Genomic DNA, 25,205 nt, shown 5'->3' with positions numbered 1-25,205 from the left:
AGCCCGCGTAACACTCTAATCATCACTGGCACAGAGATGCCAGCAAGACCCATTAGCACGACCAACTAGCAAGAAAAGGGCGCCGCCCGGGAGAATCACATGTCAGGTCAAACGCTTTACGACAAACTCTGGAACCAGCATTTAGTCAAACAGCGCGATGACGGTACCGCGTTGATTTATATTGATCGCCAGTTGCTTCACGAAGTGACCTCGCCCCAGGCGTTTGAAGGCCTGCGCTTAGCTAATCGCAAGCCATGGCGTTTGGATGCCAACTTAGCCACGCCCGATCACAACGTGCCAACCACGGTGAAAGAACGTGCCGAGGGCAATAGCGGTATCAAAGACCCGGTGTCGCTGATTCAGGTGCAAACACTGGACGATAACTGCGTTGAGTACGGCATTGAAGAATTCAAAATTAATGACCCGCGCCAAGGCATCGTTCACGTAGTCGGCCCTGAGCAGGGCGCAACACTGCCGGGCATGACCGTGGTGTGCGGCGACTCCCATACTGCCACCCATGGTGCCTTTGGCGCCCTTGCTCACGGTATTGGCACCTCGGAAGTTGAGCATGTGTTGGCGACTCAGTGCCTGCTGGCGCAAAAAATGAAAAATATGCAGGTTCGCGTTGACGGCGAACTGGGTCTAGGCGTGACTGCTAAAGACGTGGTGCTAGCGATTATTGGCACAATAGGCACCGCAGGCGGCACAGGCTATGCCATTGAATTTGCCGGCAGTGCGATTGCATCGCTTTCTATGGAAGGCCGCATGACCGTGTGTAATATGGCGATTGAAGCCGGCGCGCGGGTGGGTTTGATTGCGGTAGACGACACCACAATTGACTACCTTGGCAAGCGCCCCTTTGCGCCCACCGCCGAACAGTGGGAAGCGGCGGTGACAGACTGGCGCCAATTAGTTTCGGATGCGGATGCGTCGTTCGATAAGGTGGTTGTTCTTAACGCTGAAGACATTGAGCCGCAGGTGAGCTGGGGCACCAGCCCTGAAATGGTCACCGGTATCTCTGGCCAGGTGCCTGACCCATTCGCCGCGCAAGATGAAACCGTACAGCGCAGCCATACCCGCGCGCTCGAATACATGGGGCTGCACGCTAACCAGAAAATCACCGATATCAAGCTTGATAAAATCTTTATTGGTTCCTGCACTAACTCGCGCATTGAAGATCTGCGTGAGGCCGCCAAGGTTGCCCAGGGCAAAAAAGTGGCTAGCTCGATTAAGCTTGCTATGGTCGTGCCGGGCTCGGGTTTGGTGAAGCGTCAGGCAGAAGCCGAAGGCTTAGATAAAATCTTTATTGAAGCAGGTTTTGAGTGGCGCGAACCGGGCTGCTCTATGTGTTTGGCCATGAATGCGGATAAGTTGGGTGCCGGTGAGCACTGTGCCTCAACGTCTAACCGCAACTTTGAAGGCCGCCAGGGCTACGGTGGCCGCACTCACTTGGTCAGCCCCGCTATGGCTGCTGCAGCGGCGATCGCCGGTCATTTTGTTGACGTGCGCACCTTGCCAGCCAATGACGCCACTCACGCTCAGGAGGCCTAAGCCATGAAAAAGTTTACCCGTTTTGAAGGCCTGGTCGCGCCGCTTGATCGCGCCAACGTCGATACCGATTTGATTATTCCAAAGCAGTTTTTGAAGTCGATAAAGCGCACCGGCTTTGGCGTTAACCTCTTTGATGAATTGCGTTATTTAGACGAGGGCCAGCCTGGTCAAGACTGTTCGCAGCGCCCGCTGAATCCTGATTTCGTGCTGAATCAATCTCGCTTTAAAGGCGCTGAAGTGCTGCTGGCACGGCGCAATTTCGGCTGCGGCAGTTCGCGCGAGCATGCGCCTTGGGCACTGGAAGATTTCGGTTTTAAAGTGGTTATTGCGCCTAGCTTTGCCGATATCTTTTATAACAACTCGTTCAAGAACGGCATTTTGTTGATTACTTTTCCAGAAGATGTGGTGGATCGTCTGTTCGCCGAGCTGGACGCCAATGAGGGCTACCAGTTGGATGTAGATTTAGAAAACCAGCGTGTCGTTACGCCCAGCGGCGAGGTTCTGGCGTTTGAAGTGGATGATTTCCGCAAACACTGCCTGCTGGAAGGCTTGGACGATATTGGCCTAACGCTGAAAGATGAAGGCGCTATTCGCGCCTTTGAGCAAAAACATAGGACTGCGCGGCCCTGGTTATTCCGTGATACCGCCTAAGCCTGACGTTTATCGATTTGATTGTTAAGGAATCTGCATGACACACAAGGTCTTATTGTTGCCGGGAGATGGTATTGGTCCCGAGATTGCTGCCCAGGCAGCCCGCCTGTTAAAGGCGTGCCAAGAAGCGGGTTTGGATATTGAAGTAGAAGAGGCCTTAGTGGGCGGTTCTGCCTACGACGTTCACGGCGACCCGCTGCCCGCGGAAACGCTGGCTAAAGCCAAAGCGGCTAGCGCTATTCTACTAGCCGCAGTGGGTGGCCCTAAGTGGGATAAAATTGAAGATCTCTCTAAGCGCCCTGAAAAAGGCTTACTGGGGCTGCGTAAAAATCTTGGTTTGTTCGGCAACCTGCGCCCGGCCATGCTCTATCCGCAGCTAGCCAGCGCTTCAAGCCTGAAGCCTGAGCTAGTCGCTGGGCTCGATATTATGATTGTGCGCGAGCTCACCGGCGGTATTTACTTTGGCCAGCCTCGTGGCATTGAAGTGCGCAACGGCGAGCGCGTGGGCTTTAATACCTATATTTATTCTGAAAGCGAGATTGAGCGTATCGGACGCGTGGCGTTTGAAATGGCCCAAAAGCGTGGCAAGAAGCTCTGCTCGGTGGATAAAGCCAATGTGCTAGAAGTGACTATTCTATGGCGCGAAGTGATGGAGCGCCTGGCGCCGGAGTATCCGGACGTTGAGCTTTCGCATATGTACGTAGACAACGCAGCCATGCAGCTGGTCCGCGCGCCTAAGCAGTTTGACGTGGTGGTGACCGGCAATATGTTTGGCGATATTCTTTCTGACGCCGCGGCGATGCTGACCGGCTCTATAGGCATGCTGCCTTCGGCGTCGTTAAATGAGCGCGGGCAGGGCATGTTTGAGCCTTGCCACGGCAGCGCGCCGGATATCGCTGGGCAGAATATTGCTAATCCGCTGGCGATGATGCTTTCGGTTGCCATGATGCTGCGTTACTCGCTCGATGAGACCGCGATGGCAGAGCGCATAGAGGCCGCCGTAGGCAGCGTGCTGGATGATGGCTTACGCACGGCGGATATTGCTTCTGACGGCATGCAAACCATTGGCACCGATGCAATGGGCGATGCGGTGCTCGCTGCGTTTGCCAAGCAGTAATTGACGACCAATAAGGGATGCTTCGCCAAGGAGCAGCCCTTAACCTCTCTGCTGGTTCCAAAATTACCCTAACGATTTGTGTATAATGCAAGGACTCATTCTTTGCAGGAGGACTTCATATGTTGAAAGTCGGTTTCGTGGGATGGCGCGGCATGGTTGGCTCGGTGCTGATGCAACGCATGCAAGAAGATGGTGATTTCAACGGCATAGAGCCGGTTTTCTTTACCACTTCCCAAGTTGGCCAGCCCGGCCCCGACATCGGTGTAGAGGTGCCTTCGCTGAAAGATGCCTTTGATATTGAGGCGCTCAAAGCGCTGGATGTCATTGTGACGTGCCAGGGTGGTGACTACACCAAGCCTGTCTATAAAGATCTGCGTAGCGCTGGCTGGAAAGGTTACTGGATTGATGCCGCTAGCACGCTGCGTATGGAAGACGAAGCGACGATCGTACTGGACCCGGTTAACCGCAAGGTAATCGATGACCAGCTCGCCAAAGGGGCTAAAACCTTTGTTGGCGGTAACTGCACCGTCAGCCTCATGCTCATGGGGCTGGGCGGTTTGTTTGAAGCCGACATGGTTGAGTGGATGACGTCCATGACGTACCAAGCCGCGTCAGGCTCAGGTGCTAAGCATATGCGTGAGTTGCTCAATCAAATGGGGCAGCTCCACGCAAGCGTTGGCGATGAACTGAAGGATACCTCTAGTGCGATTTTAGAGATCGATCGTAAAGTAACGGCGGCGATGCGCAGCGGTAGCTTCCCGACTGATAACTTTGGTGCACCGCTTGCAGGCAGCCTGTTGCCGTGGATCGACACTAAGTTGGATAACGGCCAGAGTCGTGAGGAGTGGAAGGGTAGCGTTGAGACCAACAAAATCTTGGGCCTCGACAACAATCCGATTCCCATTGACGGTCTGTGCGTGCGTATTGGCGCGATGCGCTCTCATAGCCAGGCGTTCACGATTAAGCTGAAGCACGACGTGCCGCTCGATGAGATTGAAGACCGCATCGCTAAGCACAACGAATGGGTTAAATTGATTCCTAATGATAAAGACGCCACCATTGCTGGGCTAACGCCTGCTGCCGCAACGGGTACGCTGCAAGTGCCGGTAGGGCGTCTGCGTAAGCTACAAATGGGCGGTGAGTATCTTTCAGCGTTCAGCGTTGGCGATCAACTGCTTTGGGGCGCCGCTGAGCCGCTTAAGCGCATGCTGAAGATTTTACGCGAGCAGTAATTGGTTGCGGTTGTACATCGATCTAAACGGGAAGCTGTTCGCAGCTTCCCGTTTTTTTGTGTCAACAACGCGCATGAATAGGAAATAAGCCAATATTTAGTTAAGTTATAGGGAGGGAAGTAACACTATTTGGTTTAGCCGGTGGGAATAATAAAGCAATACGCTAGGGAGCTTTATGAAAAAAATATGCGCATGGGCTGTGTGTGCCTCACTAAATTTGGTGAGCCCTCTCGCCATTGCCGTTGAGCTGGGGTACGCGAACGTCAGTTCTTATTTAAATGAGCCGCTAACAGCTTCTATGCCCCTGCTTGGAAGCAGTGATTACCCGCTGGAAAATATCAATATTAGGATTGCCAATCAGGCCGAATTCGCTGCCGCAGGGCTTGAGTGGATGCCGCCAGCCGCTAGCGTGAGTGCTCGGGTTCAGGAACGGCAGGGCCGCCGCGAGGTGTATTTAAGTTCGCCGCAGGCCATGGAGGAGCCTTGGCTTGAGCTGCTGCTCACCTTGGAGTATCCCAAGGGGTCTAAGACCCGCGATGTCACCTTGCTCTTTGATCCGCAAGATTACGATGGCCAACCGCACGCTTATATCAATCGCGGCGACACGCTATGGAGCGTTGCCGAGCGAACTAAGCCCGCCGCTGCTAGCGTTCAGCAGATGATGGCGGCGCTTGTTGACGTTAATCCTGATGTTTTTCCATCAGGTAATGCTAACGAGATGCGAGCAGGCCAAACGCTACGCGTGCCGAATGCAGAGCGTGTACTGGCGCACTCAGGTTTGGCTATGCCAGAGGTTCCAGCAGCGCCTACGCAAGCTATGCCAGCGAGTGAGCTTGATCTTCCCCATAGTGCTGATAACGCCGATGATTTCGCAGCAGACCGGCTCGCGGTGATTGAAGAGAGCTTAGAGCCGCCTGAAGCTTTGCTACCTGCCGCCCTAGCTGAGCAGCTGCACTCAAACCAGGCAGCGCTTCAACAGATGCGTGACGAGCGCGATCTAATGCGCACCGAGCTAAGTGAGCTGCGCAGTGATATTGCCTCGCTGGCCGAGGCGCTCAGCGAGTCGCTAGTTAGCCAAGCGGTTGCTGCAGAGCAACCGCCCACGCGGCCTGCTGCCAGTACGAGCGAGGGTCAGAGTGCGAACACTTTCATCGCGGATTACCAGTGGCCGCTTGGGCTAACGGCCATCGTTCTACTGGTTGTGTTATTGATCTGGCGGCGTAAGCATCAAGATGAGACCTGGGACGACGCAGCGATGGCGGAGGCCGTGATAAAGCCCTCTTTCTCACCCACGTTAACGCCCGGGCCGGATAGTACGGCAGGCGTGCCTGCCTCGCAGCAGAAGGTCGATGATGATCACAGTAGACACCCATTAGGAGAGCGTGAAAAGGGAGAAAACCCCGATCACTGGCTGGTTGATTATCATCAGCCTAACGAACAGTTTGCTACGCAGCGTGAAACTGGCGCTAATCGCGTCCCTAGCTCAATCGATGCGCCGTGGGAAATTGAGGAAGTGGCATTCAAGCCGGTCGATAACCGATGACGAGGGCGCTCAAGGCTTGATGTAGGGAACTGCCGCCGGAATACGGCGTCTGAAATTCGCATCTTGCATGCAGCTGACGAGGTCTCGGATCGGAGATGCTGCGAATTGACTGTCTACATACAAAGGATAGGTGTTCATGGATCGTAGAAGTGTGCTCAAGAGCGCGGTGGCGCTAGCGGCTTGGTATGGCTTGCCATCGGCTTCTCTGTTCGCCGCGGCCAGCGCCTCTAGTCGTATCGCGGATGGCGACTCCCAAGCCTTCAGTTTCGACTGGCTTCAGGATTATGCCCGCAACCTCGCCGCCAAACCCTATCAAAGCACTGTTCAGCAGTTGCCGCCGACGCTGAGCAATCTCACGCCGCAGCGGTATAACGAAATCGGCTATGATCCCAATCACTCTCTCTGGAATCAACTGAATGGCCCGCTTGATGTACAGTTCTTTCACGTGGGGATGGCATTCAACCAGCCGGTGCGGATGTATTCGGTGGACCCGGAGACCAGCCAGGCAAAAGAGATTCACTTTCGTCCCAACTTGTTCAACTATTCGGGCGCTCACGTCGATGTCTCGCAGCTCGAAGGGCAGAGTGAGCTGGGCTTTGCCGGCTTTCGGGTGTTCAAGGAACCTTCGCTGACCGAGCGCGATATCGTTTCTTTTCTCGGCGCCAGCTACTTCCGCGCGGTCGATGACACCTATCAGTACGGCATCTCCGCCCGCGGTATTGCCGTCAATACCTACACCGATAAAGCCAATGAGCAGTTTCCGGCGTTTACTCGCTTCTGGTTCGAAACGCCGGAAGTCGGCGCCACGACCTTCGTGGCCCATGCGCTGCTTGACTCGCCGAGCTTGGCTGGCGCCTACCGCTTCATTATCCACTGTGAAGATGCCCGAGTGGTGATGGAGATCGACAAGCACCTCTACCCGCGGGAATCGATTGCCCAGCTCGGGCTGTCGCCGATGACCAGCATGTTCAGCTGCGGCACCCAGCAGCGCGACATGTGCCTGACCTTCCACCCGCAGATTCACGACTCCGACAGGCTCTCGATCTGGCGCGGCAACGGCGAGTGGATCTGCCGGCCCCTGAATAATCCGCCACGCTTGCAGTTCAACTCGTTTAGCGATCACAGCCCAAAGGGCTTTGGTCTGCTGCAGACCGATCACGAGTTCGACAGCTACGAAGATATCGTGGGCAACTACCACAACCGTCCCAGTCTTTGGGTCGAGCCTCTGGGCGACTGGGGACGGGGTGAAATTCAGATGCTTGAGATTCCCACCTCGGGTGAGACCATGGATAATATCGTGGCCTTCTGGAAGCCGGAAGCAGCGGTCGAGGCGGGGCAGGCACTGCACTACGCCTACAAACTTCACTGGAGCGCGTTCCCGCCGGTGCAGAGCGACCTGGCGCGAGTCCGTAAAACGTTTACCGGTATTGGTGGTTTCCCAGAAGGCTGGGCGCCAGGCGAGCACTTCCCGGAAGTCTGGGCGCAGCGTATCGCGATCGATTACGTCGGTGGTCGCGTTAAGCACTTTCACGACAACGAGATCGGGCTTCAGACCCACCTCGACGTGCCCGACGGCGAGGTCAAGAATATCCAGATTTTTTGGGTAGATGACTTCGAGGGCTTTCGTATTCAGTTCGATTGGTATCCCACCAGCGACGCTATCGACCCGCTCGACATGCGCCTGACGCTGAGCGCCGAGGGTGAGACCATCAGCGAGACCTGGGTCTTTCAGTACTTTCCGCCGATGCCAGAAGACCGCCAGTTCCCGGAGCGCATCCCATCACGCTGAGGCTGAATTTAGCCCAGTGCGCCAGAACCCAACAATAGCCTCTGCTAAAAGCTGCGCAGGCCGATTGAGGAAGAGTGGGAAATTGAAGAGGTAGCATTCAGGCCGCGAGGCCTGGATAATAGCGAACCTTCAAAATCTTCAAAATGACGTGGCTTGATGACGCTGTTCTATCCCTTTGATGAGAAAATTCCGCTGACTGGCCGTTTGGCAATGGGTATTGAATACGACGGTACCCATTACTGCGGTTTTCAGCGCTTAAAACATGCTGCCTCTGTTCAGGCGTCGTTAGAAGACGCCTTGAGCAAGGTGGCCAATGAGCCGATTCAGATTCACGCCAGCGGGCGCACCGACTCCGGCGTGCATGCTACGCGTCAAGTCGTGCATTTCGACCCGCCGGTAGGGCGCTCAGAAAAAGCCTGGATATTTGGTTCCAATACCAATCTGCCTCGTGATATTGCCGTGCGCTGGGTAAAGCCGGTGGGGGATGACTTTCACTCGCGGCTATGCGCGCTGGGCCGTCGTTACCGCTATGTGCTGCTAAATCAAATCAGCCGCCCGGTGCTAGAACGAGCCAATGTGACCTGGTGCCGTGACCCGCTAGATGCAGATGCCATGCATCGTGCCGCCCAGGCACTGGTGGGAGAACATGATTTTTCCAGCTTCCGTGCCGCTGGCTGCCAGTCTAAAACGCCCTGGCGACATATGCATTTTATCGATGTCAAACGCTATGGCCAGCTCGTAATGATCGATATCCAGGGCAACGCATTTTTGCATCATATGATTCGTAACATTGCAGGCGCGCTGGTTAGCGTTGGGCGCGGCGCGCAGAGCGAGGCGTATATTGGCGAACTGCTAGCACTGCAGAATCGACGTAAGGGCGACGTTACCGCGCCAGCCTGTGGGCTGCATTTTGTCGATTCCGTTTATGATGAGCGCTTTGATTTGCCTAAAGAGCCCCTGGGGCCGCATCTTCTTTCATTTACCGGCGAGTGGACGGGCGAGCGCGAATTGCCGGATACGCCCCGCGTTGCCTATCGCCGCAGCCGCTCGCTAAACAGTGCGCCTAGCTCTGAACAGGAAGCGTCGTTTTGAATGCTCACCCATTAACGCGTACGCGGATCAAGTTTTGCGGCTTTACCCGTCATGATGATATCGACAGCGCCGTCGCGCTAGGCGTCGATGCGTTAGGTTTCGTCATGTGGCCAAAAAGTAAGCGCAGTGTGACTGTTGAGCAGCTAGCTTTACTTTCTGCTCGCGTGCCTGCCTTTGTGACCCGCGTTGGACTGTTTGTGGATCAGTCTGAGGAGTTGATTGAGCGGTGTTTGCCGCATCTTGATTTGCTCCAGTTTCATGGTGACGAAACGCCTGAAGACTGCCAGCAGTATGGAGTGCCGTGGATAAAAGCATTGCGTATGCGTGATGAAATAGACTTGGCACAACAGGCTAGGCGCTATCACCAGGCCCAGGCGCTGCTTTTAGATGCCTATCGGCCAGGAACCCCGGGAGGCACCGGGGAGACCTTCGATTGGTCGAGAATCCCCGCAAATCTTGCAAAACCTGTTATCCTCGCCGGTGGGCTGACGCCAGACAATATTGCCGATGCTGTGCGTCACGTTATGCCCTATGCCGTTGATGTGTCAGGTGGTATTGAAGCTACCTACGGCTGTAAAGATGCTGCCAAAATGGCTGCTTTTGTTCGCCATGTGGCATTAGCCGATACTCGTTAGCCTATGTTTATCGAGCTGCGTTTTACGTTGATCCATTTATTGTTTGCCTGTTCTGGCGATCTTGTGAGGTATCTCTGTGACCGTTTCTGCGACTGGTGTTTCTAAAACTGTACTTGAAACGAAGTTCAGCGAGCTAACCCAAATGCCGGATGCCCGTGGTCATTTTGGCCCCTACGGTGGTCGGTTTGTGTCTGAAACCCTCAGCTTCGCGCTGGAAGAGTTGGAAAAAACGTACTTAAGTTTACGTGATGACCCCGACTTCCAAGCCGAGTTTGACTATGATCTTGCTCACTACGTCGGCCGCCCTTCACCGCTTTATCACGCCAAACGCTGGTCGGAGAGCCTGGGCGGTGCGCAGATTTGGTTGAAGCGGGAAGATCTGAATCACACCGGTGCTCACAAGGTAAATAATACGATTGGCCAGGCGCTGCTCGCTAAGAAAACCGGCAAGCCGCGTATTATCGCCGAAACGGGGGCCGGTCAGCATGGCGTTGCCTCCGCTACCGTGGCTGCTCGCTTAGGGCTTGAGTGCGACGTTTATATGGGCGCTGAAGACGTAGAGCGTCAGAAATTGAACGTTTACCGCATGCGCCTGCTGGGTGCCCGCGTGATTCCGGTAGAGTCAGGCACCCGCACGCTTAAAGATGCCATGAACGAAGCGCTGCGCGACTGGGTAACTAACGTCGATAACACTTTCTATATCATTGGCACCGTGGCCGGCCCGCACCCTTATCCACTGCTGGTGCGTGATTTCAACTCGGTAGTCGGGCGCGAAGCGCGGCGCCAGTCCCTTGAGCAGATTGGCCGCCTACCTGATGCCCTAATTGCCTGCGTTGGCGGTGGTTCTAACGCCATGGGGCTTTTCTATCCGTTTGTGGAAGACGACGCTGTGGCTATGTTTGGCGTTGAAGCCGGGGGTGACGGCGTTGAAACCGGCCGCCACGCGGCGCCACTGACGACGAACGCACCACGCGGCGTATTGCACGGCAACCGTACCTATTTAATGTCCGATGAAGCAGGCCAAGTGTCCGACACCCACTCTATTTCGGCGGGCCTTGATTACCCTGGTGTTGGCCCTGAACACGCGCTTTGGAAGGACGTCGGGCGCGTAAGCTACGTAGCGGCCAATGATAAAGAAGTGCTGGAAGCGTTTCGCGAGCTAACGCATATGGAAGGTATTATGCCGGCCCTTGAGTCTGCGCATGCGCTGGCCCATGCCAAAGTATTGGCACCGACCATGCGTCCTGACCAGCATATTATTGTCAATCTTTCCGGACGTGGCGACAAAGACATTATGACGGTGGCCAAAATTGATGGCATTGAGTTTTAACAATCAGTCATTTTACGCGCAGCTTTTTTAAGGGTAAGCATGAACCGTATTGATCAGCGTTTCAGTGAACTTAAACAGCAGGGCCGTAAGGCCCTCATCCCTTTCATTACCGCCGGGGACCCAGCGCCGCAGTATACCGTGGGCTTTATGCATGCACTGGTGGACGCGGGCGCCGATATTATTGAACTTGGCGTGCCTTTTTCCGATCCTATGGCCGACGGTCCTGTGATTCAAAAAGCCTGTGAGCGTGCATTGAAGCAAGGTACGCGGCTGATTGATTTAATGCAGATGGTCAAAGAGTTTCGCCAGGCAGATACCAACACGCCGGTGGTGTTAATGGGCTATTTAAATCCCATCGAGCGCATTGGCTATGAGAGTTTTGCCGATCAAGCAGCCGATGTTGGCGTAGACGGCGTTCTGATTGTCGATATGCCCCCGGAAGAAGCGGATGAACTTGGGCCGTTGCTAAAGTCTCGTGATTTAGCCGCGATTTTTCTCGTTGCGCCTACCACTTCTAACGAGCGTGCCGCTACAATATGCGCCCATGGTCATGGCTACTTGTACTATGTTTCGCTGAAAGGCGTGACGGGTGCCGCCACGCTAAACGCAGATGATGTAGCTGAACACTTGGCGCCGCTGCGTGGAATGACCGATTTGCCGCTATGCGTTGGCTTTGGTATTCGTGATGGCGCGACGGCAGCCGAAGTGGCTAAAGTAGCCGATGGCGTGATTGTTGGCAGCGCCTTGGTTAATCGCATTGCTGAAAGTTTAGATGCCCCGGAAACTATCGCGGGCCAGTTGAAAAGTGTATTGGCAGAAATGCGCACGGCGATGGATGCCTAAAGTAAAGCGCTTTATCGCCTATACTAAATAGATTAATGACACTCATCGAGCTTGGTTTTGCCAAGCATTGACGTAAAACGGAAGCCTCTTTGATATGAGCTGGTTAGACAAGATCGTTCCCTCAATGGGTCGTATCCAGCGTAAAGACCGTCGCGCTAGCGTGCCCGACGGCCTCTGGCGTAAATGTCCCAAGTGCGAAGCGGTTCTCTATCTCCCTGAGTTAGAGAAACATAACAGCGTTTGTCCCAAGTGCGATCACCATTTGCGCTTGACGGCACGCAAGCGCTTGGACTGGTTCTTGGATAAAGACGGACGCGAAGAGATTGCAGCTGATCTCGAACCCAATGATCGGTTGAAGTTTCGCGATTCTAAAAAGTACAAGGATCGCCTGACCGCAGCGCAAAAAGACACCGGTGAGAAAGATGCTCTGGTGGCGATGCGCGGTGAGTTAGCTGGCCTGCCGGTGATGGCTGTCGCGTTCGAGTTTACCTTTATGGGTGGCTCGATGGGGGCGGTCGTTGGTGAGAAGTTTGTTCGCGCTGCTACGTTAGCGCTGGACGAGAATATTCCGCTGGTGTGTTTTGCAGCCTCCGGCGGTGCGCGCATGCAGGAAGCGCTCTTCTCACTGATGCAGATGGCAAAAACGTCGGCGGCGCTTGAGAAGCTTAAACAGGCGGGCGTGCCGTATATTTCGGTACTGACAGATCCTGTGTTTGGTGGTGTTTCTGCGTCTTTGGCGATGCTCGGTGATTTGAATATTGCTGAACCCAATGCCTTGATTGGCTTTGCGGGGCCTCGCGTTATTGAACAGACGGTACGTGAAACGCTGCCGGAAGGTTTTCAGCGCAGTGAGTTTCTACTCGATCACGGTACCGTAGATATGATTGTCCATCGTCATGAGATGCGCGCACGCGTGGGCAGCGTTTTGCGTAAGCTAACGCATCACGATGCAGCGCCAGTAACTGTCAATGTAGACGATGAGGCGGAGGTTTCTGAGCCAATCGTTGAGGAAGCTATTTTAGCGGATGATGCAGACGCAACGTTGAATAAGCTTGATACGGCTAAGAGTGACGATCATTCGCGCAATGCCTGATTCTGACGTCGTGTCGCCACTGCCTTCAGAGCGACTGTCCTTAGAACGGTGGTCTTTAGAGCAGTGGCTTCAGCACTTGGAAACGCTGCATCCGGTTGGCATTGATATGGGCCTGGAGCGGGTGTCGCAGGTGGCTAATCGTATGGGGCTGCTCTCTCGCCCCATTGCCTCCAGTGTGATTACCGTCGCCGGCACGAATGGTAAGGGGTCAACCCTGGCCATGATCGATAGCGTAGCCCGTGCTCACGGTCAGCGGGTGGGTAGTTATACTTCGCCCCATTTGCTGCGCTATAACGAACGCGTCAAAATCGCCGGTCAGGATGCCGATGATCAGCTGCTTATTGAGGGTTTTGAGCACGTTGAGCGTGCGCGTTTACAAGAGCCTGAAATAAGCCTGACGTATTTTGAAGCGGGCACGCTGTGTGGATTGTGGTGCTTGGCCCGTGCAGAGCTTGATCTCGCCGTGCTAGAAGTGGGGCTGGGTGGCCGGCTTGATGCGGTTAATATTATTGATGCGGATGTGGCGGTTGTGACCACGATCGCGCAGGATCATGCGAATTTTCTGGGTACCGATCTAGCCCAGATTGGGCGTGAAAAGGCCGGTATCTTTCGTGCCGCACATCCTGCAGTGCTCGGTAGCTTAACGCTGCCCGAAAGCGTTGCTGAATACGCGCAAACGCTGGCAGCTCCCGTATTTCAATTAGGTCAACATTTTCAGCATGACGCCGTTGTTAGCGGGCTTAAGACGTGGCGTTGGCAGGGCCGCCAAGCAGACAAGGCGGACATCGTTCTTGATCGGCTGCCTGATCCTGGGCTGCCGATTGATAATGCCGCCACGGCTTTGCAGGCGCTTGCGCTCACTGGGCTCGCGCTTGAACAAGGGCGCGTGCAAGAGGCGCTAAGTAGCGTCACGCTAGCAGGACGCATGCAGTGGATGGGACAGTGGTGTTTAGATGTCGGGCATAACCCTCATGCTGCGGAATATATCGCCAGCTATTTGCCGCTTCCGCCCAGCAACGGCCGGCAGTGGGGCCTTATCGGTATGTTGAATGATAAAGATATCGACGGTGTCATAAAGGCGTTGTCGGCCCGTATCACTGACTGGGTGTGTGTGACCCTGACTGGGGAGCGTGGCTGCCAAGCGGAAGAGTTGTCTCAACGAATAATTGCTCAGGGAGGGCGGGTACACTTTTGCGCTGACACGCCGCAAGCAGGCGCTGATTGGTTTACGAAGGTGTTAACGCCCAATGATCGTGTCTTGGCCACCGGGTCGTTCTTTACTGTAGCGGCGTTGTTAGCTAGGCCACTGCCAACAGGCGCGGTGCCGCTTGATGGAGACGAAAATGAAATACGGTAAAACGGAACGTATCAGTGGAATAGTGATTTTACTCGCGCTGCTGGCGATTTTTGTGCCATGGCTAATGAGTGACCCCGCGCCCAGGGAAGAGCGCCCTCAGCCGAGCTTTGTGATTGAAAAGCCGGCTGAGGTAGAGCGCCGCGATGTACCTGCGCCTGAGCGACCTTCAACCGTTAGCGAGCCCTCATTGTCGTCAACACCTAGCAGTGCGAATAGTGACGGCTATATACCCATTGACGTCAGTCCTCGCACGCCACAAACCGATCAAGCTGAGGCTGCAAGCCCATCACCCGGTAGCGCTGAACCGGCTGCGCCTGATAACGATCCTATCGCTGATTTAATGGCCAGTAATAACAGCGGCAGTAATGCCGGCAGTGGCAGCAGCAATAGTAATACCACGTCACAAAGCTCATCCAGCCCATCCGCTAGTGCTCAAGGGGAGTGGGCGGTACAAGTTGGTAGCTTTGGTGAAGCGGGAAATGCCCGGCGCTTGGGCGAGCAGCTTTCCGGCGAAGGTTTTACCGTCTATCAGCGTGATCGGGATAACAACATGACGACCGTATTTGTGGGACCTTACGCGACGTCGGAAGATGGTGAAGCTGCGATGACGTCGATTAAAGAGCGTGCCAATGTGCAGGGACTGCTTGTACGGGTAAGAGACTAACGATGGCATTAACATGGATTGATGCCGTTTTTTTGGCCGTGCTAGCGCTTTCGATGCTGGCGGGTTTCGTAAGAGGATTTGTTCGTGAAGCGCTAGGCTTGGCGGCTTGGGTAGTGGCTCTAATGGTGGCAAGAGTGCTGGCCGAGCCGGTTGCAGAGCTAATGAGCGGATTTATTGAAAGCTTTGATGCGCGCTTGGTTCTAGCCTTTGCGTTAGTGATCTTCGCGGTTATTTTGCTTTGCGGCATTGTTATTCGCTTAGTGCATGCTGCGGTTGAGTGGGTTGGCATGGGGTTGTTAAACCGCGTCGCGGGCGCCGCCTTTGGCGTGGCGCGCGGGGCCGTTATCCTGCTGGTCGCGACGGTACTGATTACGCTCACTCCGCTGTCAGAGCTGCAGGCCTGGCAGCAGGCTGAGCTGCGCCCGACCTTTATCCAACTGCGCGACTGGGCCGTTAGCCAATTAGATCAGTGGGATCGCGAATTGCCAGAAGCGCCCGCGTCGCTACGCGATATTTCTTTACCCGACCTACGCCTCCGCGAAGGCGTTTGATGATTGGGGCTCGCTGCGAGCATATAAGTAGTTAAGTTATTCCGGCAGGTGATTGACCTGTTACTGAAGTCGATTCTTCGAACGTACGGGCTTGCCTAGGTAAGTGACTTAGGTGAAGCCATGGCATTAAGCGAGGTAACGTGAATGTGCGGTATAGTGGGCCTTCTGGGCAAGCAGGCGGTAAATCAGGGAATCTACGATGCCTTGACCGTACTTCAGCATCGTGGCCAAGACGCTGCCGGCATGATGACGTGGAACGAAGGACGCTTCTTGCTGCGTAAGAGTAATGGTTTGGTACGTGATGTATTTCATACCCGCCATATGGCTCGTTTAAAAGGTAACCTGGGCATTGGCCACGTACGTTACCCAACGGCCGGCTCCTCGAGTGAAGCTGAGTCTCAGCCGTTTTATGTCAACTCCCCCTACGGTATCGCCCTAGCGCATAACGGTAACCTGACCAACTCGGAGCAGTTGAAGCAAGAGTTGTTTTCCACAGATCTTCGCCATATTAACACCAGTTCTGATTCCGAAGTGCTGCTTAACGTGTTTGCCCATGAGCTGGGTAAGCAGGGCCTGCACCTGGAAGCGGAAGATATCTTTGATGCCGTGCGTAGAGTTCATCGCCGCTGCAAGGGTGGCTACGCGGCGGTGGCGATTATTAATGGCTTCGGCATGGTGGCTTTCCGCGATCCTTTCGGGATTCGTCCTGTTGTGTTTGGCACCCGTGAAGAAGAGAGCGGCCAAGCCGTCATGATTGCCTCCGAATCCGTTGCGCTGGATGTAGGTGGCTTTGAACTTGAGCGCGATCTATCGCCAGGTGAAGCCATTTTTGTTGATATCGAAGGCAATATTCATACCCAGGTGTGTGCGGATCGCCCGCAGCTTCGCTCCTGCATCTTTGAACATGTTTATTTAGCGCGCCCGGACTCGCTGCTTGACGGTGCCTATGTCTACGGAACCCGCATGCAGATGGGTCGTAAACTGGGTGATCGCATTTTAAATGAGTGGCCAGATCACGATATCGACGTAGTTATCCCCATTCCTGATACGTCGCGAACCTCCGCGCTTGAAATGGCGCAGCACCTGGGAGTGACCTATCGCGAAGGGTTTATGAAAAACCGCTACATCGGGCGCACTTTTATTATGCCGGGGCAGGTCCAGCGTAAAAAATCGGTTCGCCAAAAACTCAATGCCATTGACGTTGAGTTTAACGGTAAGAATGTACTGCTTGTTGATGATTCGATCGTGCGCGGCACTACCTGTAAGCAAATTATTCAAATGGCCCGCGACGCGGGGGCACGTAAGGTCTATTTTGCCTCGGCGGCTCCGCCGGTGCGTTTCCCAAATGTTTACGGCATCGATATGCCGGCCGCTTCTGAACTCATTGCCCATGGGCGTACCGAAGAGGAAGTGGGCGAACTGATTGGCGCTGATCGCATTTTCTATCAAAATCTAGAAGATCTAAAGGCGGCCTGTCGCGAAGTGAATCCTGAAATGGAGGCCTTCGACTGCTCCGTGTTTGACGGTAACTACGTAACCGGTGATATTGATGACGCCTATTTGGCGGCGTTGGAAGCCAGCCGTAACGATTCGGCGAAAGATCAGAGCGCTGGTGATCATGCCCTGGTCGGCATGCACAATCAGGACGATGACCTGGACGATTAATGACCTGGACGATTAAGAGGTAAGCTCTATGCATGACGATAATCACCAGGATGAGTGGTCATTAGAGACGCTGGCGATCCGTGCAGGTCATCAGCGTACCTTTGAGCAGGAGCACTCTGAGCCTATTTTTCCGACGTCGAGCTTTGTCTACGAAAGCGCTGCGGAAGCCGCGCGTAAATTTGGTGGACAAGAGCCCGGCAACGTTTATTCGCGCTTCACCAACCCCACGGTACATACCTTTGAACGGCGCTTAGCGGCACTTGAAGGTGGAGAGCGCTGCGTGGCGACAAGCTCTGGCATGTCTGCCATCTTATCGACCGCATTGGCGCTGCTCTCTGCGGGAGATGAAATTGTAGCGTCTCGGTCGCTGTTTGGCTCCACGGTGAGCTTGTTCGATAAATATCTGGGCAAACTAGGCATCACGACCCGCTATGTAGAGCTTTCCAATCTCTCTGCTTGGGAAGCTGCGATTACCCCAAAGACGCGGTTATTATTTGCTGAAACGCCGTCTAACCCGCTGTCTGAGATCGCCGATATCTCGGCGCTAGCCGCGTTAGCCAAGCGACATGATGTGCTGTTAGCGATTGATAACTGCTTTCTAACCCCGGCACTTCAGCAGCCGTTGGCGCTTGGCGCGGATTTAGTCATTCACTCAGCAACCAAGTACCTGGATGGCCAAGGCCGCGCAATTGGCGGCGCGGTGGTCGGTAGTCATGCATTGCTCGAAGAGGTATTTGGCGTGGTGCGCACTTGCGGCCCTTGCTTGAGTCCTTTCAATGCGTGGATTTTTACCAAAGGGTTAGAAACTCTGTCACTGCGTATGAAGGCACACTGTGAAAATGCCTTGGTACTGGCGCGCTGGTTATATGCCCATCCGGCGGTGACAAAGGTGTATTACAGCGGCTTGGAAGGACATCCTCAGCATGAGTTGGCTAAGCAGCAGCAAAAAGGCTTTGGCGCAGTGCTAGGTTTTGAAGTGCAGGGTGGTCAAGAGGGGGCTTGGCAGGTTATTGATGCGACTCGAATGCTTTCCATTACGGGCAATCTAGGGGATGTCAAAACCACCATTACGCATCCGGCGACGACCACGCATGGGCGTCTTTCAGATGTTCAAAAGGCTTCGGCGGGTATTGCTCCCGGGCTTATTCGTGTTGCGGTTGGGCTCGAGAGTCAGGAAGACATTCAGCGCGATTTAGCCCGCGGTTTGGATGCGCTAATGGCCAAAACAGTCTAAAAGACCAGTGGCTCTACTTTTATTGTTTTGAAACGACACAACCCCACCAGAAGTGGGGTTGTGTGTTTTAAAGCGGCACTTAAAATGTTTAAAAAGCGCCGCTGGATATCGGCTTGAATGAGAGCCTACAGCTATCCGTATTACGAATTTCTTGACGTTAATTCAGTAAGTGCGATGTCTTGTCCGCCATTACTTTGATATTGGGCCGTCGACTTTGGATGGCTAACCGCATTTTTTGCATCATCGCCATTCACGGCAGTTAAATCGCTTGGCGTCATGCTGCGCTCGGCAATTGTTGGGTGCTGAATCTGAGAAGTAGCGTGAGCGACTTCATTTAATTCATCCGAGCCTCTTTCTGCCAGTGCTGCACCAGAAAAAAGTGTCAGGGCAATGGCGGCGGCTGCGGTAAATTTGTTCATGATAGTTAACCTCATTAGCGTGCTTCAATTATGTATTGGTGGCGATTTCGCCGTGTTCGTTTTCGAACATGTGACTATTGTAAGCCCGCTAATAAAATATAAAAATTGATTTAAATTGCACTTATCATTCTATATTTTAGAATGAATCGAGGCGCCTGTTTTGCTGTTTTGTTTCGCTGTAAAGCTTTATGTCAGCCGAGGTCAATGTGACACCAGTGCTGCTATTGGCTATTGCTAGCGCGCTAATCAATGATTTTTACGAATGACTTTTTCTGGTTTTTTCAGCAGATTCCACTAGCGCTAAACGGTATGCTGGCTGCTAATAAATGATTAGCCTTCAGTATGTGCCAATCGTCACAGCAAACAGCCGTTAATAAAGTGAGGAATAACTAATGTGGCGTAACACGCAGCGTGGCTGGGGGATCGTCAGTATTCTGCTTCACTGGTTAAGTGCCCTGGTTATTATTGGCTTATTTGCACTGGGCTGGTGGATGACGGGGTTGGGCTATTATGATCCTTGGTATAATCAAGGCCCATGGGTACACCGCTCAATTGGTGTTTTACTCTTGTTTGCTACTCTAGGGCGCTTGGTGTGGCGCTTATGCCAGCCTACACCCCAACTGGAAGGCCGCCGCTTAGAAATTATTGCGGCCCACTTAGGACATATCGGGCTATATGCGGTTGTGCTGCTGGTAATGGTCAGTGGCTACTTAATTTCTACTGCCAATGGTCGCGGCGTCAGCGTTTTTGGTTGGTTTGAAGTCCCGGCGTTGCTGCAAAATTTTCCCAATCAGGCAAGCCTTGCAGGTGACGTCCACTGGTATAGCGCTCTAACGCTGATGTTTTTAGCTGCAGGCCATACGCTTGCTGCGCTAAAACACCATTGGCTGAATCGTAATAAGACGCTGGTGCGTATGGTGAATCCTGTTCACGCCCAGCGTAGCAATCGCAGCGTACGTTGATGCTGTGCTCACAGGTCATGATAAAAGCGTTACCGATTGCTATGTTTTCTAAACGCTATATTTTCTAAACACTGCACTTTTTCTAAACACTACGACGCTTTTGAGCCAACGTAGTGACTTTTCAGTCAACAGAGGAATTATCAATGATGTTCAAAAAAACCGCATTTGCATCTGCTATTGCCGCCCTCGCACTGGTGCCATTGAGCCAAGCACAGGCAGCTGATTACCAGCTTGATACGGAAGGTCAGCATGCTTTTGTGCAGTTCAAAATTAGCCACCTGGGCTTTTCTTACCTTTTAGGCAGCTTTGAAACGTTTGACGGTCAGTTTTCTTATGACTCTGAAGACCTTGACGCATCCTCTGCTGAAATCGAAGTGCAGGTTGATAGCTTGAATAGCAATCACGCTGAGCGTGATCGTCATATCTTGAGCGGCGACTTTCTGAACGCGAGCGAATTTCCGACGGCTACTTTTACCTCAACAGGGTTCGAGTCAACGGGTGATGACGAAGGCGTGCTAACGGGTGACCTAACGCTGCACGGTGAAACTCAAGAAATCGAAATGCCTGTGACGCTACTGGGTGAAGGCGATGACCCGTGGGGCAATTCTCGCGCAGGCTTCGAAGGTACCACCACGCTGCTGCTGAGCGACTATGGAATCGACATGAGCGATTTCCCTGAGGCAATGCATGAAGTTGAGCTCTATGTGACCTTCGAAGGCATTCGTCAGTAATACAGTGCTTTAGTGCTTGCGCCACCGCTCTTTAAAAGGGCGGTGGCGTTTTACGTTAAACCGATGATGTATTAAGCCCTGTATGTATTAACCCCTGTCGTAAGGAGAGAGTGCTTGGTAGCCGTTATGCATCAAAAAGAGTTGGCGACAACCCTATGGCGCCAAACGTGGCCTATGGCTATTGGCGTGCTGGCGCTATTGGGTTTTCAACTGGTTGATAGCGCGTTCATTGCCCGCTTGGGGACCGCGCCATTGGCAGCCCAGTCGTTTACCTTCCCGTTGTCATTTTTGATTATTGGTATTCAGGTGGGAATGGGGATCGCTATCGCCGCACTTATATCCCGGGCGCTGGGCTCTGGAGAAGAAGAGCGCGCAAAGCGCTTAAGCAGCCTAGTGTTAATGGCCGGCGGTGGCGTGATCGGCGTATTGGCGATCGTTTTGTGGTTATTTCATGTGCCCATTTTTCAACTGCTGGGGGCGGATGAAGCAACGCTATCTTATATCCGTATCTACTGGGGGCCTCAGCTGCTATCTGCATGGTTAGGGGCGCTGCTGTATTTTAGCTATAGCGTATTTCGCGCCCATGGAGACACTCGGTTACCGGGTAAAATGATGGTGCTCAGCAGTCTCATCAATCTTGTTCTCGATCCTGTGTTTATTTTCGGTGTAGGTGATTGGCAGGGCTGGGGGTTGCCAGGCGCTGCTTGGGCTACCGCAATTGCTTTCTCAGTAGGGTTGGCGATCACAGGTTTGAAACTGGCCCGCCGCCAGTGGGCATCCACAGACGGGCTGTGGCTAGAGGCCAAGCAGTCATGGCGACCGTTTACGGGAATTGCTGCCCCTGCCATGGTCAGTCAACTGATGCCGCCCTTAGCGGCCATGTTGGCTATTTCTGTGGTAGCAGGCCTGGGTGAAAGCGAAGTAGCCGCCTGGGGGTTGGCGAGCCGTTTGGAAACGCTCTCGCTAATGGTGATTCTGGCAATGACGATGTCACTACCACCGTGGCTGGGACGCTGCTATGGCGCGGGCGACTGGGGGCAAATCCATCAGTTGATGAAATTAGCTATCAAAGTGGCGCTGTTTTGGCAGCTAGGCCTTGGCGTGGTGCTGGCGCTTGGCGCTCCTTGGCTTGCCATGGCGCTAGCAGGCAATCCAGATGTGCAAAGTGAGCTTACGTTGTTGATACGCTTTTTACTGCCTAGCTACGCCGCTCTTGGCATTTGTATGTTAGTAGTCTCTGCCGGCAATGCCTTGGGTTGGCCATTGCGCGCGATGCTATTATCCAGTGCGCGGCTATTTATTTGCTACTTACCTTGCCTATGGGTGGGGTCTCAGCTCTTCGGCTGGTGGGGGCTAGCGGCCGGTGGGGCCGTGGGAAATCTGCTGGCAGGTTTAATGGCTTGGCGCGTGCTAACGCGTATTTTATCCCGCCCACACCGGCAGGCGGGATTCGTCAATTAGCGTTTTCGGGCTGATTCTTGAAACGAGAAATATACAAACAGTAACGCCATTCCTAAGTAGCCCATTACAAATTCGGGCGCGGCGTTAAAGCTAAGCTTAGGCGCATGCATTAAGCCGATAAACGAAAAGCCTGCGGCAATAGCCGCAAAGGCTGCCGCGCGTTTGAAGTGATGATCGATGACTGACACCGTCATGGCGCCCAGCAGGATCGCCATAAACATAGCGCCTTGGCCCATAACGACAATGGCGCTGGAAATATCGCTAACCACTTCGCCGGCGCCACGATTGAAGCGTGTCATCACATAGTTTGCGAAGTAGGGCAGCATGGCCAAGGCAACAGCAGGATAGTAGCGTGTATCGTTGGCCTGAAACGCCGTCGCAATCATCGATATCCCAACAAAAACTAAAATAGGCGCGACCACGGAAACGGGAATAATCGCTGCCAGCGCGGCGATTAATCCGAACATTGTCGCAAGCGCATAAACGGCTCCATTGAGCAGGCTATAGCCGCGCCCTGCGCCCATCCATTTAGCACCCACCGTTGCAATGTATACCGTGGTAGGGAATACCCCGCCAAATAGTGCTCCAATCATGGTGCCTACACCGTCTACTGCCTGGCACTCACGTACATCATATTTGTCGCCGGCCGCTTCCATTGCCTCTACGTTATTCATTGTTTCAATAGCGTTATAGAGGGTGATGGGCAGCACTACCGTGAGTATGGCGAGCATGCTCGTCAGCAGCAGTCCCAACCCTTCAAACCATGCCAGGTTAGGCAGTAGTGGGTAGAAGCCTAGGTGAGTAAAAGCATCGCTGAAGCGCTCTGTGTCAGCATCGCCAATTAAATAGGCCATGGCCGTGCCGACAATAATCGCAAACAGAGACGCAGGCAGCTTGAAAGGCATGCTGACCCGCGCGACTAAGCCGACGATGATGATCGCTAACACCAGTAGGCCAATGATCGGCATTTCCAGGGTCTTAAACAGCATTTCACCGGCAATGAAAGTGAGCGCGACACCCGCAACGGCTCCAAGCATAGCGGCGCGAGGCAAATGATGCTGCACCCAGCGGCCAATAATGCTAATGGCGGCTTCGATGGCACCACTAATAAAACAGGCGGCCACGGCGACTTTCCAGGCCATTTCCGCATCGCCAGTTAGCTGCTTGGCGGGCAGCAAAACACCGAATAAAAATACGAACATAACGGGGGTTGATATGCCGTAAGACAGCGCCGTTACATCAGCACGATTTTCTTTACGCGTCAGCCTTGTCGCACTCCAGGCATAGTAAAAATTTCCCACCATCACGGCGACTGCGGCGCCTGGCAATACCTGTCCATAAACAATGGAAGAGGGGAACCCCATGTTTAGCATAGTAATGGCGATGATAACGAAATTGGCAATATTGTTTTGAAACAGCGCGAAGAACGCGTCGGTATCTTCTTTTTTGTACCACGGATAGTGGGTGCTAGCAGCCGCCATGATAGGCCTCTAAAGTGTGATGGTTGTTTACAAGGCTTCGCTGAGTGTACCGAGGAGTTGACTAATCGGTCAGTCGTTGCGTTGCAATGAGCGCCGCACGGGCGCCCCAGGCTCTGGCGGCAAGCGGGTAATTGTACACAAGTCGATATAGCATCCCAAGATACAAAAATGCCCAGGCATTGCCTGGGCATTTAACGCATTACAAAACGTAATGCTAGTCGTTAACGGCAGCAATAGCTTTGGCAAGGTAGGGCAGATTTTCATTAGAAAACCCCGCTACGTTGGCACGGCCTGAACGTACCATGTAAATGCCAAACTCATCACGTAGGCGATCGACCTGTTCCGGCGTTAGGCCGGTGTAAGAGAACATACCGCGCTGTTCAGCAACGCACGCATATTTCTGATCCAGCCCGTAAGGCTTCAGTGCTTCAACAAAATCGCGGCGCAGTGTATTAATGCGGTCGCGCATTTCGGTCAGCTCTTCACGCCACAGCGCAGTAAGCTCTGCGTCATGTAGAATTTCGCTGACAATAGAGCCGCCGTGAGCCGGGGGGTTGGAATAGTTTTCCCGAGCAACGATCGCCGCCTGCGAGCGAATGTTTTCCATCTGCTCGCTATCTTTCGCCACCATTATCAAGCAGCCGGTGCGCTCACAGTAAATGCCGAAGTTTTTCGAGCAAGAACTGGTGATAATGACTTCATCAAGTTGTTCAGCCAGTAAGCGAACGCCATAAGCGTCTTCTTCTAAGCCTTCGCCAAATCCTTGATACGCAAAATCGATCAGCGGTAGCAGCTTGCGCTCGCGAACAATCTCTAATACTTCCTGCCACTGCTCATGGGAAAGATCAAAGCCCGTCGGGTTGTGGCAGCAGGCGTGAAGGACAACGACATCGCCCTGTGGAATGCTGTTTAGCGCGGCGCGCATACCGTCAAAATCCAGACGGTTATCAGGATCAACATAGGGATACTTGTGAAGCTCAATACCCGCTGCGGTGAAAATGCCGTGGTGATTTGGCCACGTGGGATCGCTGACCCAAATACCTTTGCCCGGCAGCTGCGAGGCGATAAAGTCAGCCGCAAGACGCAGCGCACCGGTACCGCCTGGAGACTGGGTGGCGCTGGCACGATTGGCTTTTAATACGGCGGAGTCAGCGCCAAACACCATGGGCAGCACTACTTCTCCATAGCTTGGGGCACCGTGAGAGCCAATATACGTTTTCGTCGTTTCATTTTTGAGCAGGCGAGCTTCTGCTTCCTTCACGGCGCGCATTACCGGCGTATTGCCCTGTGTATCGCGGTAAACACCAACACCTAGATCCACTTTTTGCGGATTGGTATCTTTTTTGAAAGCTTCGATCAGCCCGAGAATGGCGTCTCCTGGGACTCGCTCAATATGCTCAAACATTTAGTCGGCTACCTCGTCGGTTCTGGCGGCAAGAATGAAGTCATTTAAATGCAGGCCTTTGATGGCATGCGTCCACCACGTAACGGTGGTTTTGGCCCACTCCGTGATAATAACGGGGTGATGATTGGCCTGCTCTGCAAGATCGCCAACGCGCTGGGTGAATGCCAGTGCGCTAGCAAAATCGCGAAACTTAAAGCATCGCGACAGCTTCATGATGCCATCGTGCTCAACAATCTGCCACTGGCTAAGGCTTTTTAGCCGCGTGAATGCCTCTTTTGAATTCAGTGGAGTCACATTTTTACGGCATGGTTCACACGTTAAGCGGGCGAGCGTTTCCATGAGGGGACTCCTGATGCGGTGATGAGCTGATGTGCCATAAGTACGGCTTATTAGCGAATA

23 protein-coding genes are annotated in these 25,205 nt (G+C 53.6%); 19 read left to right on the top strand and 4 right to left on the bottom strand.

All coding sequences use genetic code 11. The features are described 5' to 3' along the window. Window positions 1-99 precede the first annotated feature (99 nt). From leuC to KUO20_RS08750, 16 genes are all read left to right on the top strand, one after another. Window positions 100-1,551, top strand: a complete 1,452-nt coding sequence (gene leuC / locus KUO20_RS08825; protein ID WP_235039515.1) for a 3-isopropylmalate dehydratase large subunit — start codon at window positions 100-102, stop codon at window positions 1,549-1,551. Window positions 1,552-1,554: 3 nt separating this feature from the next. Beyond that, complete coding sequence (leuD, locus tag KUO20_RS08820) at window positions 1,555-2,202, top strand: 3-isopropylmalate dehydratase small subunit (RefSeq protein ID WP_235039514.1); 648 nt, start codon at window positions 1,555-1,557, stop codon at window positions 2,200-2,202. Between the two features lie 37 nt (window positions 2,203-2,239). Continuing rightward, window positions 2,240-3,319: a 3-isopropylmalate dehydrogenase gene (gene leuB, locus KUO20_RS08815; RefSeq protein WP_235039513.1), complete on the top strand. Its 1,080-nt coding sequence runs from the start codon at window positions 2,240-2,242 to the stop codon at window positions 3,317-3,319. A 119-nt stretch (window positions 3,320-3,438) separates the two neighbouring features. Then, entirely contained in the window at window positions 3,439-4,551 is a 1,113-nt protein-coding gene (gene asd, locus KUO20_RS08810) for an aspartate-semialdehyde dehydrogenase (RefSeq protein WP_235039512.1), read from the top strand. A 175-nt stretch (window positions 4,552-4,726) separates the two neighbouring features. Continuing rightward, the gene (locus tag KUO20_RS08805) at window positions 4,727-6,094 is read left to right on the top strand and encodes a type IV pilus assembly protein FimV (RefSeq protein ID WP_235039511.1); all 1,368 of its coding nucleotides are present in this window, start codon (window positions 4,727-4,729) and stop codon (window positions 6,092-6,094) included. 136 nt (window positions 6,095-6,230) lie between these two features. Beyond that, window positions 6,231-7,883: a glucan biosynthesis protein D gene (locus KUO20_RS08800; protein WP_235039510.1), complete on the top strand. Its 1,653-nt coding sequence runs from the start codon at window positions 6,231-6,233 to the stop codon at window positions 7,881-7,883. Window positions 7,884-8,039: 156 nt separating this feature from the next. Then, the gene (gene truA / locus KUO20_RS08795) at window positions 8,040-8,975 is read left to right on the top strand and encodes a tRNA pseudouridine(38-40) synthase TruA (protein WP_235039509.1); all 936 of its coding nucleotides are present in this window, start codon (window positions 8,040-8,042) and stop codon (window positions 8,973-8,975) included. Continuing rightward, on the top strand, window positions 8,972-9,610 hold the full coding sequence (locus KUO20_RS08790) for a phosphoribosylanthranilate isomerase (protein WP_235039508.1): 639 nt from the start codon (window positions 8,972-8,974) through the stop codon (window positions 9,608-9,610). The genes truA and KUO20_RS08790 overlap by 4 nt, the downstream gene beginning before the upstream one ends. Window positions 9,611-9,686: 76 nt before the next feature. Continuing rightward, the gene (gene trpB, locus KUO20_RS08785) at window positions 9,687-10,940 is read left to right on the top strand and encodes a tryptophan synthase subunit beta (protein WP_422823074.1); all 1,254 of its coding nucleotides are present in this window, start codon (window positions 9,687-9,689) and stop codon (window positions 10,938-10,940) included. 39 nt (window positions 10,941-10,979) lie between these two features. Beyond that, entirely contained in the window at window positions 10,980-11,783 is an 804-nt protein-coding gene (trpA, locus tag KUO20_RS08780) for a tryptophan synthase subunit alpha (RefSeq protein WP_235039507.1), read from the top strand. A 94-nt stretch (window positions 11,784-11,877) separates the two neighbouring features. Further along, complete coding sequence (gene accD / locus KUO20_RS08775) at window positions 11,878-12,876, top strand: acetyl-CoA carboxylase, carboxyltransferase subunit beta (RefSeq protein ID WP_235039506.1); 999 nt, start codon at window positions 11,878-11,880, stop codon at window positions 12,874-12,876. Then, on the top strand, window positions 12,869-14,233 hold the full coding sequence (gene folC / locus KUO20_RS08770) for a bifunctional tetrahydrofolate synthase/dihydrofolate synthase (RefSeq protein ID WP_235039505.1): 1,365 nt from the start codon (window positions 12,869-12,871) through the stop codon (window positions 14,231-14,233). Before accD ends, folC begins: the two co-directional genes overlap by 8 nt. Then, on the top strand, window positions 14,220-14,897 hold the full coding sequence (locus KUO20_RS08765) for an SPOR domain-containing protein (RefSeq protein WP_235039504.1): 678 nt from the start codon (window positions 14,220-14,222) through the stop codon (window positions 14,895-14,897). The genes folC and KUO20_RS08765 overlap by 14 nt, the downstream gene beginning before the upstream one ends. A gap of 2 nt (window positions 14,898-14,899) precedes the next feature. Beyond that, window positions 14,900-15,448: a CvpA family protein gene (locus tag KUO20_RS08760; RefSeq protein ID WP_235039503.1), complete on the top strand. Its 549-nt coding sequence runs from the start codon at window positions 14,900-14,902 to the stop codon at window positions 15,446-15,448. A gap of 144 nt (window positions 15,449-15,592) precedes the next feature. Beyond that, window positions 15,593-17,113, top strand: a complete 1,521-nt coding sequence (gene purF, locus KUO20_RS08755; RefSeq protein ID WP_235039502.1) for an amidophosphoribosyltransferase — start codon at window positions 15,593-15,595, stop codon at window positions 17,111-17,113. A gap of 28 nt (window positions 17,114-17,141) precedes the next feature. Next, complete coding sequence (locus KUO20_RS08750; protein ID WP_235039501.1) at window positions 17,142-18,347, top strand: O-succinylhomoserine sulfhydrylase; 1,206 nt, start codon at window positions 17,142-17,144, stop codon at window positions 18,345-18,347. 140 nt (window positions 18,348-18,487) lie between these two features. Here KUO20_RS08750 and KUO20_RS08745 read toward each other — a convergent pair whose 3' ends face one another. Beyond that, window positions 18,488-18,766: a hypothetical protein gene (locus tag KUO20_RS08745; RefSeq protein WP_235039500.1), complete on the bottom strand. Its 279-nt coding sequence runs from the start codon at window positions 18,764-18,766 to the stop codon at window positions 18,488-18,490. Window positions 18,767-19,158: 392 nt separating this feature from the next. Here KUO20_RS08745 and KUO20_RS08740 point away from each other — a divergent pair, with 392 nt between their 5' ends. From KUO20_RS08740 to KUO20_RS08730, 3 genes are all read left to right on the top strand, one after another. After that, window positions 19,159-19,728 carry a cytochrome b gene (locus KUO20_RS08740; RefSeq protein ID WP_235039499.1) on the top strand — a complete coding sequence of 190 codons (570 nt, stop codon included), beginning with the start codon at window positions 19,159-19,161 and terminating at the stop codon, window positions 19,726-19,728. A 146-nt stretch (window positions 19,729-19,874) separates the two neighbouring features. Then, the gene (locus tag KUO20_RS08735) at window positions 19,875-20,459 is read left to right on the top strand and encodes a YceI family protein (RefSeq protein ID WP_235042453.1); all 585 of its coding nucleotides are present in this window, start codon (window positions 19,875-19,877) and stop codon (window positions 20,457-20,459) included. Window positions 20,460-20,585: 126 nt separating this feature from the next. Further along, the gene (locus KUO20_RS08730; protein ID WP_235042452.1) at window positions 20,586-21,920 is read left to right on the top strand and encodes an MATE family efflux transporter; all 1,335 of its coding nucleotides are present in this window, start codon (window positions 20,586-20,588) and stop codon (window positions 21,918-21,920) included. Here KUO20_RS08730 and KUO20_RS08725 read toward each other — a convergent pair. The 3 genes from KUO20_RS08725 to KUO20_RS08715 all read right to left on the bottom strand — a co-directional run bounded on the left by KUO20_RS08725 (window position 21,917) and on the right by KUO20_RS08715 (window position 25,145). Further along, window positions 21,917-23,401: an NCS2 family permease gene (locus KUO20_RS08725; protein ID WP_235039498.1), complete on the bottom strand. Its 1,485-nt coding sequence runs from the start codon at window positions 23,399-23,401 to the stop codon at window positions 21,917-21,919. The genes KUO20_RS08730 and KUO20_RS08725 overlap by 4 nt on opposite strands. Window positions 23,402-23,615: 214 nt before the next feature. Beyond that, window positions 23,616-24,806, bottom strand: a complete 1,191-nt coding sequence (locus KUO20_RS08720; protein ID WP_235039497.1) for an amino acid aminotransferase — start codon at window positions 24,804-24,806, stop codon at window positions 23,616-23,618. After that, the gene (locus tag KUO20_RS08715) at window positions 24,807-25,145 is read right to left on the bottom strand and encodes a 4a-hydroxytetrahydrobiopterin dehydratase (RefSeq protein WP_235039496.1); all 339 of its coding nucleotides are present in this window, start codon (window positions 25,143-25,145) and stop codon (window positions 24,807-24,809) included. It abuts the gene before it with no gap. Between the last annotated feature and the right edge of the window lie 60 nt (window positions 25,146-25,205).

Source organism: Vreelandella profundi (assembly GCF_019722725.1).
In the GTDB taxonomy this organism is placed as follows: Bacteria; Pseudomonadota; Gammaproteobacteria; order Pseudomonadales; family Halomonadaceae; genus Vreelandella; species Vreelandella profundi.
This window is presented reverse-complemented; position numbering and strand designations above follow the sequence as displayed.

Bases quoted from the DNA above. Each gene is read 5' to 3' on its own strand.
- leuC (WP_235039515.1), top strand. From the start codon at position 100: ATGTCAGGTCAAACGCTTTACGACAAACTCTGGAACCAGCATTTAGTC.
- leuD (WP_235039514.1), top strand. From the start codon at position 1,555: ATGAAAAAGTTTACCCGTTTTGAAGGCCTGGTCGCGCCGCTTGATCGC.
- leuB (WP_235039513.1), top strand. From the start codon at position 2,240: ATGACACACAAGGTCTTATTGTTGCCGGGAGATGGTATTGGTCCCGAG.
- asd (WP_235039512.1), top strand. From the start codon at position 3,439: ATGTTGAAAGTCGGTTTCGTGGGATGGCGCGGCATGGTTGGCTCGGTG.
- KUO20_RS08805 (WP_235039511.1), top strand. From the start codon at position 4,727: ATGAAAAAAATATGCGCATGGGCTGTGTGTGCCTCACTAAATTTGGTG.
- KUO20_RS08800 (WP_235039510.1), top strand. From the start codon at position 6,231: ATGGATCGTAGAAGTGTGCTCAAGAGCGCGGTGGCGCTAGCGGCTTGG.
- truA (WP_235039509.1), top strand. From the start codon at position 8,040: ATGACGCTGTTCTATCCCTTTGATGAGAAAATTCCGCTGACTGGCCGT.
- trpA (WP_235039507.1), top strand. From the start codon at position 10,980: ATGAACCGTATTGATCAGCGTTTCAGTGAACTTAAACAGCAGGGCCGT.
- accD (WP_235039506.1), top strand. From the start codon at position 11,878: ATGAGCTGGTTAGACAAGATCGTTCCCTCAATGGGTCGTATCCAGCGT.
- folC (WP_235039505.1), top strand. From the start codon at position 12,869: ATGCCTGATTCTGACGTCGTGTCGCCACTGCCTTCAGAGCGACTGTCC.
- KUO20_RS08765 (WP_235039504.1), top strand. From the start codon at position 14,220: ATGAAATACGGTAAAACGGAACGTATCAGTGGAATAGTGATTTTACTC.
- KUO20_RS08760 (WP_235039503.1), top strand. From the start codon at position 14,900: ATGGCATTAACATGGATTGATGCCGTTTTTTTGGCCGTGCTAGCGCTT.
- purF (WP_235039502.1), top strand. From the start codon at position 15,593: ATGTGCGGTATAGTGGGCCTTCTGGGCAAGCAGGCGGTAAATCAGGGA.
- KUO20_RS08750 (WP_235039501.1), top strand. From the start codon at position 17,142: ATGCATGACGATAATCACCAGGATGAGTGGTCATTAGAGACGCTGGCG.
- KUO20_RS08745 (WP_235039500.1), bottom strand. From the start codon at position 18,766: ATGAACAAATTTACCGCAGCCGCCGCCATTGCCCTGACACTTTTTTCT.
- KUO20_RS08740 (WP_235039499.1), top strand. From the start codon at position 19,159: ATGTGGCGTAACACGCAGCGTGGCTGGGGGATCGTCAGTATTCTGCTT.
- KUO20_RS08735 (WP_235042453.1), top strand. From the start codon at position 19,875: ATGTTCAAAAAAACCGCATTTGCATCTGCTATTGCCGCCCTCGCACTG.
- KUO20_RS08730 (WP_235042452.1), top strand. From the start codon at position 20,586: ATGCATCAAAAAGAGTTGGCGACAACCCTATGGCGCCAAACGTGGCCT.
- KUO20_RS08725 (WP_235039498.1), bottom strand. From the start codon at position 23,401: ATGGCGGCTGCTAGCACCCACTATCCGTGGTACAAAAAAGAAGATACC.
- KUO20_RS08720 (WP_235039497.1), bottom strand. From the start codon at position 24,806: ATGTTTGAGCATATTGAGCGAGTCCCAGGAGACGCCATTCTCGGGCTG.
- KUO20_RS08715 (WP_235039496.1), bottom strand. From the start codon at position 25,145: ATGGAAACGCTCGCCCGCTTAACGTGTGAACCATGCCGTAAAAATGTG.